General features: G+C 63.9%; 11 protein-coding genes. 5 read left to right on the top strand and 6 right to left on the bottom strand.

Features of this window, described 5'->3' with window-relative positions:
- Positions 1–56: 56 nt before the first annotated feature.
- The 4 genes from LWF01_RS12055 to LWF01_RS12070 form a co-directional block, all read right to left on the bottom strand.
- On the bottom strand, positions 57–1,133 hold the full coding sequence (locus tag LWF01_RS12055; protein ID WP_349637626.1) for a BMP family lipoprotein: 1,077 nt from the start codon (positions 1,131–1,133) through the stop codon (positions 57–59).
- 297 nt (positions 1,134–1,430) lie between these two features.
- Positions 1,431–2,687 carry an amidohydrolase gene (locus tag LWF01_RS12060; RefSeq protein ID WP_349637627.1) on the bottom strand — a complete coding sequence of 419 codons (1,257 nt, stop codon included), beginning with the start codon at positions 2,685–2,687 and terminating at the stop codon, positions 1,431–1,433.
- A gap of 188 nt (positions 2,688–2,875) precedes the next feature.
- Positions 2,876–4,369: an HNH endonuclease signature motif containing protein gene (locus tag LWF01_RS12065; protein WP_349637628.1), complete on the bottom strand. Its 1,494-nt coding sequence runs from the start codon at positions 4,367–4,369 to the stop codon at positions 2,876–2,878.
- Positions 4,370–5,039: 670 nt separating this feature from the next.
- Positions 5,040–6,191, bottom strand: coding sequence for a mannose-1-phosphate guanylyltransferase (locus LWF01_RS12070; RefSeq protein WP_349637629.1), 1,152 nt, complete (start codon positions 6,189–6,191; stop codon positions 5,040–5,042).
- 300 nt (positions 6,192–6,491) lie between these two features.
- Here LWF01_RS12070 and sdhC point away from each other — a divergent pair, with 300 nt between their 5' ends.
- From sdhC to LWF01_RS12095, 5 genes are all read left to right on the top strand, one after another.
- The gene (gene sdhC / locus LWF01_RS12075; protein WP_349637630.1) at positions 6,492–6,869 is read left to right on the top strand and encodes a succinate dehydrogenase, cytochrome b556 subunit; all 378 of its coding nucleotides are present in this window, start codon (positions 6,492–6,494) and stop codon (positions 6,867–6,869) included.
- A gap of 2 nt (positions 6,870–6,871) precedes the next feature.
- Positions 6,872–7,324, top strand: coding sequence for a succinate dehydrogenase hydrophobic membrane anchor subunit (locus LWF01_RS12080; RefSeq protein WP_349637631.1), 453 nt, complete (start codon positions 6,872–6,874; stop codon positions 7,322–7,324).
- Between the two features lie 9 nt (positions 7,325–7,333).
- Positions 7,334–9,094 carry a succinate dehydrogenase flavoprotein subunit gene (gene sdhA / locus LWF01_RS12085; protein WP_349637632.1) on the top strand — a complete coding sequence of 587 codons (1,761 nt, stop codon included), beginning with the start codon at positions 7,334–7,336 and terminating at the stop codon, positions 9,092–9,094.
- The gene (locus LWF01_RS12090; protein ID WP_349637633.1) at positions 9,094–9,879 is read left to right on the top strand and encodes a succinate dehydrogenase iron-sulfur subunit; all 786 of its coding nucleotides are present in this window, start codon (positions 9,094–9,096) and stop codon (positions 9,877–9,879) included. Before sdhA ends, LWF01_RS12090 begins: the two co-directional genes overlap by 1 nt.
- A gap of 155 nt (positions 9,880–10,034) precedes the next feature.
- Positions 10,035–11,372: a D-alanyl-D-alanine carboxypeptidase family protein gene (locus LWF01_RS12095; protein WP_349637634.1), complete on the top strand. Its 1,338-nt coding sequence runs from the start codon at positions 10,035–10,037 to the stop codon at positions 11,370–11,372.
- Here the strand turns inward: LWF01_RS12095 and LWF01_RS12100 are convergent.
- Positions 11,369–12,439, bottom strand: a complete 1,071-nt coding sequence (locus LWF01_RS12100; RefSeq protein ID WP_349637635.1) for an App1 family protein phosphatidate phosphatase — start codon at positions 12,437–12,439, stop codon at positions 11,369–11,371. The two genes, LWF01_RS12095 and LWF01_RS12100, sit on opposite strands and share 4 nt — an antisense overlap.
- Positions 12,436–14,067 (bottom strand): PucR family transcriptional regulator, encoded by a 1,632-nt coding sequence (locus LWF01_RS12105; RefSeq protein ID WP_349637636.1) that lies wholly within the window; start codon positions 14,065–14,067, stop codon positions 12,436–12,438. Before LWF01_RS12105 ends, LWF01_RS12100 begins: the two co-directional genes overlap by 4 nt.
- Between the last annotated feature and the right edge of the window lie 11 nt (positions 14,068–14,078).

A 14,078-nucleotide genomic window follows, 5' to 3' on the forward strand; every position in this document is an offset into this window, starting at 1 on the left:
TGATTTCCTCTCCGCCGTCTAAGTGGCTAACGCACTAGATCAGTGAGCCTACGCGCTTATTTAGGAGATGACTGCGATTCGACCTTGACGCTGCCATCGATGATGGCCGCCTGCAGGTCGGTGATTTCCTTCTTGGTCGCGTCATCGATCTTCGAGTCCCAGTCGTGGTACGGGGCAAGCGCCACGCCGTCGTTCTCCAGCGTGCCGACGTACGGCTCGTTGCTGAAGTTGCCTTCGGCGGTTGCCTTCAGCACGTCTTCGACCGCAACATCGATCTTCTTCACGACGGTGCTCATCACGAGTGGCTTGTACTTTTCGGCGAGTGTTTCGTAGCCGTCGGAGTCAACCCAGATCAGGGCGACGTCCTTGGCATCCAGGGCGGCTGCTGCCGCACCTTCGCCAACAGGTCCCGCGACCGGAAGCAGGACGTCGGCGCCCTGGCTGATCAGGTTCTCACTGACCGACTGACCCTTCTTTACGTCCTCGAAGTCGCCGGTGAAGGTGCCGTCCTGCTTAGCCTTGTCCCAGCCAAGAACCTTGACGTCCTTGCCCTTTTCTTCGTTGAAGTGCGCCACGCCGTCAGCAAAGCCGTCCATGAAGATCGTCACCGACGGAAGCTTGATGCCGCCGAAGGTGCCGACCTTGCCGGTCTTGGTCTGCGATGCCGCCAGGTAGCCGGCCAGGTACGCAGCCTGCGCTGTGTCGAACTGGATGGACTTGACGTTCTCGGCCTCTTCTTCGAGGGCGGTGTCGATGATCGCGAACTTCGACTCCGGATTCGCCTTGGCGGCATCGGCCGTCGCCGTGGCCAGCAGGAAGCCAACCGTGATGGTCAGGCCACAGTCCTGGCTGACCATCTGGTTGATGTTCGGAGCGAAGTCTGCGTCGGAGGTGGATTCGGCAGTCTTCGTGTCGCTGATAACGCCGTCTTCTTTTGCCTTATTGAGTCCGCGGAACCCGGCCTCGTTGAAGGATTTGTCGTCGAAACCACCGGAGTCCGAGACGATGCAGCCGAGGAACTCCGACGAACCGGAGGCTTCGCCGCCGCCTGATTCAGTGGGAGCCTCGCCGCAGGCGGTGAGCAGAAGGGCGCTTGCGGCAACAACCGCCGCGTAGCGTAAGCGAGTTTTCACGAGTCTGTCCTTAGAAGAATTTAAGATTCGAAGCACAATAAGTCGGCCGAGCCAGTAAATATTGCATAGCCGAAAAAGAATGTAACCCAGGTTGGCTACTCGCCGGTACTAGAAGCGGCAATTCGGCACCACTCGTTATCTACTCGTGCTCTGGCGGTCTCATCCAGTCGTGATCGGCGGCCTTCGGCACGGGATGGACCTGTCCTGCTCTGGCGGGCTCGACCCTGCTCTGGCGAGCTCGACGCCGGCGTCAACGAAGAACGCTGGATCTGGCGGTTTCGACGACGCCGACCTCGGCTACGGGCGCTCCTCGAGCGCCTTCAGCGCGGAAGCGGTCAGCACGCGGATGCCGTAACCCAAGGCCCGTTCATCTACCTCGTAGTCGCCCTGATGGATGTCATATGTGGTTCCGCCCGGCGTCCGGGTGCCAAGCCTCGCCATCGCACCCGGTACGTGGGTGAGGTACCAGGCGAAGTCTTCGCCGCCCATCGATTGCGGCGTGAGGACGATGGAGTTCGCGCCAAGCTCTTCCCGGATGGCGGCCTCCATCAGGCCCATCTCAATTTCCGTGTTCACAACGGGCGGCACACCCCGCTTGTGGTCGAGTTCGACTTCGACGCCGTACGGCCCGGCAATCTGTTCGACAATCGTCGGCAACAGCTCGGCGGCCTGGTGCCAACCATCGACGTCGAGGCAGCGAAGTGTGCCCGAGAGGCTGCCGCTTCCCGGAACGACGTTCGGCGCCACGCCGGAACTGATGGTTCCCCAGACCAGCGATACCGAGTGGCGCGCGTCGATCAGCCGCGCCAATGCCGTTGGCACCTGAGTTGCGACCTGGGCAAGCGCAAACACCAGGTCCTGGGTAAGGTGCGGCCGGGACGTGTGTCCGCCCTTACCCCGCAAAACCACCCTGACCGTGTCGCCGGCAGCCGTGATGGCACCAATCCGGGTGCCGACCTTGCCGACATCAAGATTGGGGTCGCAGTGCAGCGCGAGGATGCGTGGTACCTCGTCGAGCGCGCCCTGGTCGATCACCGAGATAGCCCCACCTGGGGTGACTTCCTCGGCTGGCTGGAAGATCAACCGGATTGTGCCCCCGAGGCCGCCCGACAGCTGCTGATGCAGGTCTTCGAGCACCTGACCGGTGCCAAGCAGCGCGGTGGCGTGAACATCGTGTCCGCAGGCATGGGCGACACCGGGATTGACTGAGCGGAAAGTGGTTGTGGTCCGGTCCGGCACCGGCAGAGCGTCGATGTCCCCACGAAGCGCTAGTGCGATCGGGCCGCTACCGACGTCACAAACGACTCCGGTGCCACCCAGGGCCTTCGGCTTGAGGCCCGTGCTCCTGAGCGCCTCGATGATCTTCTGCGTCGTCAGGTACTCCTGGTTCGACAATTCGGGATGCTGGTGCAGGTCACGACGGAACTCGGTGAGCGCGTGGTACCTCGGCTTCAGCAGTTCTGCAATTCTTCCGGAGGTCAACGCAATCAGGTCATCGGCGCGGTCGGCATTTACCAGGTCCCCGGCCGCCACGGATTTCAGATGCGCGCTCATCCCATAAACATTACGCTTCGGGAGCGACGACGGCATCGAGGTTTCTTAATAGAACGACTCATTCGGATCGAACAGTTCATTCGCCCAGCACCGCGTACACCCACTCCGGCTAGCGAGAGTGGCATTTCGGCGGCAGCACACACCGCCAGCGCCAGTTCAGCAGGCGCCACTTCTGAGGCGATTTCACCTTAGCCTCCTGGGTCTGGTGGATGGTGGTAGTGATTTCGCCGGGGTTGTTGGGCTGGGTCGATCCAGGCGGGTGCGATTGCCCAGGGAACGCCCGAACGTGTGACGATGCGCCAGTGGCCTTGGTGGACGAGCCCGTGATGGTGTTCGCACAGCAGTGCTCCATTCGGCACGGCGGTCCGGCCCCCGCGGGAGTAGAACTCCACGTGGTGCGCGGCACACCACGCCGCGGGAGTTGTGCAGCCGGGGATGATGCAGCCTCGGTCCCGGGCGATGATGGCCCGGCGCTGGGCTCCGGTGAACAGCCTCTTGCCCTTGCCGACGTCGAGTACCTGACCCTTGCCACCGAGGACGACAGGCACCAGGGACGCATCGCAAGCCATTTTTCGCACCACGGCCGCAGGGACCGGACCCGTATAGGCGAACGCGCCTCCGCCGGCGAGCTGGTCGTAGAGCACTCGGTGATCGATGGTGACCAGAATGGTGGCCTTGGTGCCATTGGCGCTAACCGCCCCTGCCTTCAGTGCGCCGGCGCAAACCGCGACCAGACCGTCGAGGAGCTTGTGCTGGTAGGTCCGCGGGTCGGCCCGGGCAGCATCAGCCGGGTGCGCCGATTGGGTTTCGCAGTCGCCGTGGCGCCGGGGACTCGTGGCCGGTCCCGCGGCGGCAAGCAAGGTCTCATGATCTTCAGAGCTCATCGCACCCCTGAACGGCACCAGCCCGGAGCGCAACGGTGCGCCGAACCACAGGCCGTGCTGCTGCCGTGTCTCGGCCTCGCTGGGCAGCGTGCCGTCGGGATCCAGGGTGTCGATCCAGTGCCGGGCGCAGCGATCGACGAATGCAGGGTCATGGCGCAGGGCCTGTTCGATCAGTTGCGCCTCCGCCGCGGCCACCACCTCATCTGGGGACGCCGCCAGCGGATGAGAAGCGGAAGCCGTCTCAGCCTTCTCCCGGATCACAGCCAGCCGCTGGATCAGGACGCGAGCGTGATCGGCACCGATCCGTCCTTCGTCCAGCGCCGCCACGGTAGCCGGTGCCTGAGCGGGCAGTTTCTGCCCGGTCAACGAAAACGCTGGGCATACTGCGGCAGCAAGGTCCAGGCGATGCTTTGCCTCCCCAGCGTTGATCCGCAGCCTATTCGTCAGCAAACTCACCGTCGAACGCTCACCCGCCGCGGCGGCTATCTCACGCCGGTCAATGGCGCCTGCCACCCGTATGTGGGCGCCATCCAGCCGGCGGGACAGACCCTGCAGGTCCTCGGCCACCTGGAGAACCTCCGGATCAGACAGGCCCGCCAGGTCGGCTCCGATCTCTTCGATCAGGCGCCTGAGCGATGCCGTGACCGCAGCAATCAGCCCGTGACACTCGGCAGCCAATGTCGAGGGAACAGCCCCGCCGCCGTCAACGTCACCACCGCTATCCACACCCGGCACATCCCAGCGCTCGGCGCGGCCAACCCCGGCACTGTCACCCGACGACTGCGAGAACTTCTCCATACCCGCACACTATCCGCCAGCACTGACAGTCAATCACCAGCAATATCACAATAAAGCAGCAACGTACTATTTACGTTCTGTTTTCAAGCAACGACAGCCAGGCTACCTCTGCGCCCACCCCGCGCCAGGTTCACGCCCCGAAGGAGGGGCGGGCGGCGTGCGGGGCAAGGCCAGACAGCCACAGCGAGGTACGAGCGAGAAGGGCGGCTATCTCCGCGCTCACCTCGCACCAGGGCACGCGCACAAAAAGAGGGACGGGCGGCATACAGAACATGCCCGGGCAACCACAGCGGTGAACCAGCGAAAAGGACGGCTACCTCCGCGCTCACCTCGCACCAGGGCACGCGCACAAAAAGAGGGACGGGCGGCATACAGAACATGCCCGGGCAACCACAGCGGTGAACCAGCGAAAAGGACGGCTACCTCCGCGCCCACCCCGCGCCAGATTCACGCCCGATAGGAGGGGGCGGAGGGCAGGCCACGGCCGGACGCAACCGCAGCGAGGATGGAGTGAAAGCGCCAGCTGCCTCCGCGCCCACGCAGCACCAGGTTCACGTACCCCGCAGGAGGGGCGGGCGGCGTGCAGGGCGTGGTCGGGCATTCGCAGCGAGGTACGAGCGAGAAGGGCGGGCACGCCGCGCCGCCCCTCCTGACGGAACACGCGGAAAACCTAGAGCAAATCCTCGCGACCCATCGCCTTCACCCGCTCCACGATGTCCTTCACCGACTGCGCCCGTGCGCGCGTCGTCACCAGGAGCGCGTCCTCGGTGTCGACGACGACGACATCCTCGACCCCCACCAGAGCCACTAACCGTTTCTGATCCGAAACCACGACGCCAGTCGCGTCCACCGAGACGACTGCGGCATCGTCACCCACTACCGTGACTGCGTCGCCCTCCCCGGGCACCGGCTGCCGGAGCTTGGAGATCGACGCGAAGTCACCCACGTCGTCCCAGCCGAAGTCGCCCGGGACAACGGCGACCGCGCCCGCCGCGGCGGCCGGCTCGGCCACGGCGTAGTCGATCGCAATGCGCGGCAGGGTCGGCCAGACCTCGGCAAGCACTGAATCGTAATCGTCTGACCCGGCGGCGTCGGCAATCGTTTCCAAGCCGGCGTACAACTCGGGTTGATTTGCCTTCAGGTGCCCGAGCAGGGCATCGGCTCGGGCGATGAACATTCCGGCATTCCACCGATAGGTGCCGCTGTACATGTACTGCCTGGCGGTCGCCGCATCCGGCTTTTCCACAAAGGCTGATGCGCGGCGGGCGAACGGGGCTCCGGGCGTACCGAGCAACTCGCCGACCTGGATGTATCCGTAGCCGGTGGCAGGGTTCGTCGGAGTTATCCCGACCGTCACTATGTCGCCGTTCTGAGCGGCATCGATCGCCTGCTGCACCACGTCGCGGAATCCGTAGGGATTGGTGATCGAGTGGTCGGCGGAGAACGAGCCGACGATGGCGTCCGGGTTGTTCCGGTACAACAGAAGCGCGCCAAGTCCGATGGCGGCACCGGAGTCCTTGGGAGAGGGCTCCTCGACCAGCCGCGTGTCCAACAGCTCCGGCAGTTGGCTGCGAACCGCCTGTGCGTGCGCGGCACCCGTGACGACCATGATCCGGTCGGCAGGGGCTAGCGGCAAAATCCGGTCCCAGGTGGCCTGCAGCAACGACCGCCCGGTGCCAAGCAGGTCGTGCAGGAACTTGGGAGACGCCTGCCGGGATTTCGGCCAGAGCCTCGTCCCGGCGCCTCCTGCAGGGATGATTGCATAGAAGTCCTTGAGGCCCGGAGGCTGGCGCCACGAGGCGACTGAATCGTTTGCTGACATGGCATCAAACCTAGCCGACGGCGGGTTGAAAGCCGACGATTTACGGCACAAAAGTGTTCTGCAATTGGCCTCTCACCTGCGGGAACGCTGTCGTTCTGATTGAATTCGAATGAAATCGTGAGTGATTGATCACTATCTGGCCTCCGGTGCAGCGCGGCGTTGGCCAGGTCATTACAGTGGTGGATATCAGACGTCGTCCCTACGGCCTGTTTACACGAGCCCCCATACGGTCTTTAGTGTGCAATGGAGCAGAAGGAAAGACGACAAAGTTGCATACAACTCGTCTTTGGAGGAAGGTCCGTGGCCAAAGCTACGACGGGCACCTTGTACCGGGGCCGTGAAGGAATGTGGTCGTGGGTCGCTCATCGAGTGACCGGCGTAGCGATCTTCTTCTTCCTCCTTGTACACGTGCTCGATACCTCGTTAGTTCGCGTCTCGCCTGAGGCTTACGATGCCGTCATCGGCACCTACAAAACCCCCATCATGGCGATTGGCGAGGCCGGTCTGGTAGCGGCGATCGTCTTCCATGCATTTAACGGTCTGCGGATTATCGCCGTGGACTTCTGGAAGGGCGGACCGCAGAATCAGCGCAAGCTGCTCTGGGCAGTCCTCATCCTCTGGTTCGTGACGATGGCAGCGTTCCTGCCCCGTCACCTGATCCACGCTTTCGGAGGTTAATGATGGCCACCCCAGCAATCGCAAAACCACGCAGTGGCTACGACCGGCACAAGAACACCCGGTCCGGCGTTGAACTGCTGGCCTGGCTGTTCATGCGGCTATCGGGAATCGTCCTGGTCGTCCTGATCTTCGGGCACCTCTTCGTCAATCTCTGGGCCGGAGAAGGTGTCAAGGCAATCGACTTCGGCTTCGTCGCTGGCAAGTGGGCCTCACCTTTCTGGCAGATCTGGGACCTGCTGATGCTGTGGCTTGCCATGCTGCACGGCACCAACGGCATGCGCACCATCATCAGCGACTACGCAGAGCGGGACAGCACCCGGATGTGGCTGAAGCTCTGCCTCTACGTCGCGTCCGCAGTAATCATCGTGCTGGGCACCCTGGTCATTTTCACTTTCGATCCGTGCCCAGCCGGCGCAGACCCGAGTGTCGTGCCCTCGTTCTGCGAAGCGCTGTAAGGAGTAGATATGCAGGTTCATCAGTATGACGTCGTGATCGTCGGCGCAGGTGGCGCAGGTATGCGTGCCGCCATCGAGTCCGGGCAAAGGTCACGGACCGCCGTCCTCACCAAGCTCTATCCGACCAGGTCGCACACCGGCGCGGCGCAGGGCGGCATGTGTGCAGCACTGGCCAACGTCGAGGAAGACAACTGGGAGTGGCACACCTTCGACACCATCAAGGGTGGCGACTACCTGGTCGACCAGGATGCGGCCGAGGTGATGGCGAAAGAAGCCATCGATGCCGTGCTCGACCTGGAAAAGATGGGTCTGCCGTTCAACCGGACTCCTGAAGGCAAGATCGATCAGCGCCGGTTCGGCGGCCACACCCGTGACCACGGCAAGGCACCGGTTCGCCGCTCCTGCTATGCCGCGGACCGCACCGGACACATGATTCTGCAGACCCTTTACCAAAACTGCGTCAAGCACGAGGTCGAGTTCTACAACGAGTTCTACGTTCTGGATCTCGTCATGGGCGAGCGTGACGGCAAGCGGGTTCCCGCCGGAGTCATCGCGTACGAACTGGCAACGGGCGAGCTGCACGTATTCCAGGCGAAGTCGATCGTCTTCGCCACGGGCGGCGTCGGCAAGGTGTTCAAGACCACCTCGAACGCGCACACGCTGACCGGTGACGGAATGGGCGTCGCCTGGCGGCGCGGCATCCCGCTTGAGGACATGGAGTTCTTCCAGTTCCACCCGACCGGCCTCGCCGGACTCGGCATCCTGCTGTCCGAGGCGGCCCGCGGTGAGGGCGCAATCCTGCGCAACTCCGAGGGCGAGCGCTTCATGGAGCGCTACGCTCCGACGATCAAGGACCTTGCCCCGCGCGACATCGTTGCCCGCTCGATGGCGAACGAGGTCCGCGAAGGTCGCGGCTGTGGCCCGAACAAGGACTACGTCCTTCTCGACCTGACCCACCTCGAACCGGCGCACATCGACGCCAAGCTCCCGGATATCACCGAGTTCGCCCGGACGTACCTCGGTGTCGAGCCGTACACCGAGCCGGTTCCGGTGTACCCGACGGCGCACTACGCCATGGGCGGCATTCCGACGAACATCGAAGCCGAGGTTCTCGCCGACAACGACACGGTGATCCCCGGGCTGTATGCCGCCGGTGAAGTCGCCTGCGTCAGTGTTCACGGTTCGAACCGGCTCGGCACGAACTCGCTGCTCGACATCAATGTGTTCGGCAAGCGCGCAGGCATCGCGGCAGCGGAATACGCGCAGACGGCCAAATTCGTCGACCTTCCTGACAACCCCGAGACGTTCACCCACGACCTGATCGAAGACCTGCGGTCGGCCGAGGGCACCGAGCGGATCGCGCCGATCCGCAAGGAGCTACAGGAAACGATGGACGCCAACGTCCAGGTGTTCCGCACCGAAGCGACCCTGAAGCAGGCGCTCAAGGACATCGCCCAGTTGCGTGAGCGCTACGCACGGGTTTCGGTCCAGGACAAGGGCAAGCGATTCAATCTCGACCTGCTCGAAGGCATTGAGCTGGGCTTCCTGCTTGAGCTTGCCGAGGTGATCACCGTGGCTGCCATGCACCGGAAGGAATCCCGCGGCGGGCACTTCCGCGAGGACTTCGAAACCCGGGACGACGCCAACTTCATGCACCACACCATGGCGTATCTCGACCCCGACGCGGACACCGACGGCACACAGGGCATCCGGTTGGATACCAAACCCGTCATCGTTACCCGCTATCAGCCGATGGAGCGTAAGTACTAATGAGCGTTGATACCCAAGAGCCAGCCTCGAAGGTTGATCTTCCGGCCCACCTCGGCGGTGGTGGCGGCGAGATCCCCAGCTTCGACTGCACACTGAAGATCGCGCGGTTCCTGCCCGAGGTCGACAGCGAACCTCACTACGAGGAGTACCGGGTCACGATGCACGGCACGGACCGGGTGCTCGACGCGCTACACCAGATCAAGTGGGAGCAGGACGGGTCGTTGAGTTTCCGCCGTTCCTGCGCGCACGGCGTCTGCGGCTCCGATGCGATGCGGATCAACGGCCGCAACCGGCTTGCCTGCAAGACCCTGATCAAGGATCTCGACCACAACAAGCCGATTGTCGTCGAGCCGATCAAGGGGCTTCCGGTCGAGAAGGACCTCATCGTCGACATGGAGCCCTTCTTCCAGTCGTTCCGCGAGGTGATGCCGTTCCTGATCACAACCGGACACGAGCCCACCCGGGAACGTCTGCAGTCCGCGGAGGATCGTGAACGGTTCGACGACACCACGAAGTGCATTCTTTGTGCCGCATGTACCTCGTCCTGCCCGGTGTTCTGGACTGACGGGCAGTACTTCGGCCCGGCTGCGATCGTGAACGCGCACAGGTTCATTTTCGACAGCCGCGACGAGGGCTCCGACCTGCGTCTCGAAATCCTTAACGATAAAGAGGGCGTGTGGCGCTGCCGCACCACCTTCAACTGCACCGAGGCCTGCCCGCGCGGCATCCAGGTGACGAAGGCGATCGCCGAGGTGAAGCAGGCGCTGCTCTCCCGCGCCATGTAGCACGGTTCAACCTTCTATCCGCTTCTGCAGCAGGGCTTCGGCAGCGCTGTTTCGATAAAGGGGCTATGGACGCGTAACGCGTTCGTAGCCCTTTTTCGTACACCCGGCAGCGGGGCGGCTGGCATCCGGGCCCGGAAAGCGGCAAGCTGTTTCTTGTGCTTTTTCGATCCCGTGCGATATCTGCCGCACTTGCCGTCCTGCTCCTGGTCGGCTTCGTTACCGGGATCGGCTCCCCCATCTCCGCGACGACCGATCCACCGATTACGGATGGCGGCGCCGTGCCGAAGCCAAAGGCAGGAGCCTGGATGGTGGGTGACCTCGATTCCGGCGAAATATGGGCCGAATCGAATATCGATCGTCAGCTGGCCCCGGCCAGCACGATCAAGCTGCTGACCGCACTGGCGCTTTACCCGGAGCTCACCGACGGGAAGCGCCGCTACAAGGCCCAGGACAGCGACGCGGCCGTCGACGGGACGAAGGTCGGCATGGTGCCCGGCTCCGACTACTCCATAGATGAGCTGTTCCACGCGATGATCATGTCATCGGCCAACGACGCCGCGCATGCCCTCGCCGAGGCGGCCGGCGGTCAGGAAAAAGCCGTGAGGTTGATGTCCGAAAAGGCGTACGAGCTCGGCCTGGATGACACTACGGTCAGAGACACCAGCGGCCTCAATGACACCAGCCAGGTCTCCTCAGCCCGGGACATGATGGTGATTGCGCGCGCCTACACGAAGGTGCCGTACCTGATGCAGCTCGCCGGACGCGAGCAGTTCGGGTTTCCCGGTAAGGGCACCGGAACCAAAGGACGCAAAAAAGGATTCCAGATTCAGAACCACACCCGTCTCGTCGGCCAGTACGATGGCGCGCTCGGATTGAAGAACGGCTACACGGTCAAAGCCGGTGGAGCATACGTCGCCGTATCGAAGCGGGACGGCCGAACGGTGGTCGCCACCATCCTCAATGCCGACGGACGTACCCGCGACATGGCTGTCGACCTGATGGACTGGGCGTTCGCGCAGAAAGCGCCGAAACCGATCGGTGCGGTGAGTTTCGATGGCAGGATCTTCGACTCGCCAGCCCAAACCCCGCCCACTGCGCAAGCGACCGGTCCGGCCACGACGACCAGTCCGTCAGGCAGCTCGTCGACCTCCGCCCGCAATACCGATGTGGCTGAGCCGGGACGGACAGCGGCGGCCGTTCCGCGCCTGGTGCAGGCAGCCTGGCAGGTCGTCTCGGTGAACCGGTGGTGGTATCTCGGCGGAGCCGTGCTGCTACTGATGGCTCTCACGGCTCTCTTCTTTACCCGCCGCAGCATCCGTGGCGCGCAGGAGGTCGCAGCGCCGGGGGCGGCTGCCCAGGACCCGCCGCACGCACAGGACCCGCCCGACGCACAGGACCCGCCCGACGCACAGGGCACGCCGGGGGCGGCTACGCCCGCCGACAGCGATGAGCGCCCACGCCGCGTCCGCGGTCGGGGTCGCTATCGGGCCTAGCGACGACCGGCGTCGCCAAGTCCCGGAACAAGGCCGCGGCTTTCCAGCTGCTCAGCAAGCCCAGCGCCGTCCGAGGCGTACACCCATGGCACGCCGTTTCCCCGGCCTTCTGATTTGCTCCGGCCACCCGCCCAGACCGCCTCGGTGGCGGATAGCTGCCGGATCGCAACCGCCAGCACATTCTGCGGGTAACGTTCGACGAAGTTGCTGTAGATTTCCTCGTCATGCTGGCCGTCGTCACCGACGAGCAACCACTTCATCCCGGGAAATTCAGCCGCCAACCGCTCCAGCGCTGCGCGTTTGTGGTCCTGGCCGCTTCTGAAGATCCGGTCGGGCGTCGGCCCCCAGTCGGTCAGCAGCAAGGGGCCGGCCGGATACAGATTGCGGGAGAGAAAACGCCGCAGCGTCGGCGCGACGTTCCACGCCCCGGTGGAAAGATAGATGATCGGAGTGTTTGCCTCCGTCGAAACCAACCGGTCGTAGAGCACCGCCATACCGGCTACCGGCGTTCGGGCATGCTCGTTGAGCACGAATGTATTCCAGGCCGCAAGCATGGGCCGAGGCAACGCCGTCACCATGACTGTGTCGTCGATGTCCGAGATGATTCCGAACGCCACATCCGAATCAATGATGTTCACCGCGGCGTCGCAAACCGCCGACTGATCGGTCCGCACTCCGACTGTAATCCTGCCCGGCTCGAACTTTCCGGGCAGAACAGCATCGATTATTCCGCCCCGATCCGCGGTCACCCTATGCTCGATACCGTCAACGTCCACCGTGACAGTCCTGTTTTTCAGCGGGACACTCATAAAGCTGCGCCATCCGCGAACGCTCAACGATCGTTCGGTGAGCACCTCGCCGCTCGCGGTCAGCACGACCCGGCCGAGCACCCGGATCCAGTCCTTGCCGCCGTAGCCGACGAACGGCTGAATCGTCTCGATGTAGCCGTCGCGGCGGGCGCGGCGTTCCCTGAAATCATGAAACGCGTCCTCGAGGCGGGCGGCGCGGTGCAGGGCGTTGCTGGCCGGCCCGGCAAGATCGTCGGCCACGCTGTGGTCTTTCATCATTCGCGCTCATCTCTTAAGACATCATTTGCTTCCGCCGGAAGCCTAACCCGTAGGACCAACTCGGCGACCAGGACATGCTCGTGGTTGTCCAAATCGAGCCCGGCCAGTTCGGCGGCCCGGCGGACCCGGTAGCGCACAGTATTCACATGCGTACTCTGGCGGGCAGCCACCGCGGCGAAGTGGCCTCCGTTGCAAAGGTACTCGCGCAGGGTCACGGCCAGAACAGGGTGCAGGTTGATCAGGTCCTCGACCGGCTGGTGCCGCATCGAGCCCGCTGCCGACAGCTCGGCGATCGTCGCTGCAAGCAGCAACTCGCTGCGCACATCATCGGCGACGACGACCGATTCGTCCGGACGGCGGGCGAGCACGGACAGCGCCGCAACCGCGGTTCGGTAAGACCGCTGAATCTCGGCCGATGTCGGTACCAGCGGCCCGATCGCCATCGTCATCCTGGCGTGCACCCGCTCGGTCACCTTCGGCTGCAGTTTCCCGACCATGTCGGCCAGCCAGCGGGCGTCGGCCTCGGCTGCATTCAGCACCGCAATCACGATGGCCCCGTGCCGGGATGTCATCATCACCGTGCGCCGATACGATTCGGCGTAGACCGCGACCAGGTTTGCAACCGCTGACCGCACATTCTGGGTGTGCATCCGCCTGCCATCTGCGCCGTCGACCTGTAGCGCGACCGCGGCGACGATAGCTGGACGGTCCAGTGACAGACCGACTGCGGCGCCGAACTCCGCGCCGTCGTGTCTGCCGTCGATCAACGCCGAGAGAATACTGTCGAAGAGCAGGGAGGGGCCAGCCTGAACGTTGCGCTGCTGCACGATCATCTGGCCGACCAGCCGGGCAGCTCCGAGCAGGGCGGCACGTTCCTCATCCGGCACGATTTTGACGCCGTCAACCTGGATCCAGATCGCACCCCACATCGCTCCGGCAGTATGGATGCCGACCGCTATCCGCGGTTTGATCCCGAGTCCGGGATGCTCGGGAACCACGACGATATCCTCGCCGGCGTGCAGCCGCTGATAGACCCCGAGTTCCGCCAGTTTGTCCAGATAGGCCCTCGGCCCCTGCCGCCCGAGAATGGATAACCGACGGAAATCGTCGACCTCGTCGCCCTGGGTCGAGTAGGCAAGCACCCGGAAATCATTGTCCTCGATACTGACCGGCCCCGAGGCAATCCCCGATATGGTCTGCGCGAGTGTGAAGAGATCGATCGGATTCTGCGTTCGCCGGCCAGGCGCCATCCCGATGATGTCCCGCACCATGGTCATCAGCTGTTCCCACTGCATGTCCGGATGCACCAGAAGCAGGGCGGTTCCCGCCGCCTCTGCTGCGCTGATCAGCTTCCGGCTGTCGTCCGGGACACCCTTGACCGCCACCGTCGCGCCGGAGGGCGACAGTGCCCGCAGGACTGGCAGGGCGGCATCCGAACGGGCACCGACGACGCAAACCAGATCCTCTGCGAACGTCTCCGGCTCATCGCCAGGCTCGACGATGACAACCTCGCGGACGTTCACCGTCCGGCCTGGATCGTGCACCAGCTGCAGATAGCCCGGCCCGAGAGCCTCAACCAGACGGGCCAACGGCACGCCTGCGTCGGATTCCGCTTCTATCGCACGCATCAGGGAAGTCG

Origin of the sequence: Saxibacter everestensis, assembly GCF_025787225.1 — a bacterium.
Taxonomy (GTDB): domain Bacteria; phylum Actinomycetota; class Actinomycetes; order Actinomycetales; family Brevibacteriaceae; genus Saxibacter; species Saxibacter everestensis.

Coding starts and splice junctions, on each gene's coding strand:
- LWF01_RS12105 (WP_349637636.1), bottom strand. CDS start 14,067: ATGCGTGCGATAGAAGCGGAATCCGACGCAGGCGTGCCGTTGGCCCGT.
- LWF01_RS12065 (WP_349637628.1), bottom strand. CDS start 4,369: ATGGAGAAGTTCTCGCAGTCGTCGGGTGACAGTGCCGGGGTTGGCCGC.
- sdhA (WP_349637632.1), top strand. CDS start 7,334: ATGCAGGTTCATCAGTATGACGTCGTGATCGTCGGCGCAGGTGGCGCA.
- LWF01_RS12090 (WP_349637633.1), top strand. CDS start 9,094: ATGAGCGTTGATACCCAAGAGCCAGCCTCGAAGGTTGATCTTCCGGCC.
- LWF01_RS12080 (WP_349637631.1), top strand. CDS start 6,872: ATGGCCACCCCAGCAATCGCAAAACCACGCAGTGGCTACGACCGGCAC.
- LWF01_RS12100 (WP_349637635.1), bottom strand. CDS start 12,439: ATGATGAAAGACCACAGCGTGGCCGACGATCTTGCCGGGCCGGCCAGC.
- LWF01_RS12060 (WP_349637627.1), bottom strand. CDS start 2,687: ATGAGCGCGCATCTGAAATCCGTGGCGGCCGGGGACCTGGTAAATGCC.
- LWF01_RS12070 (WP_349637629.1), bottom strand. CDS start 6,191: ATGTCAGCAAACGATTCAGTCGCCTCGTGGCGCCAGCCTCCGGGCCTC.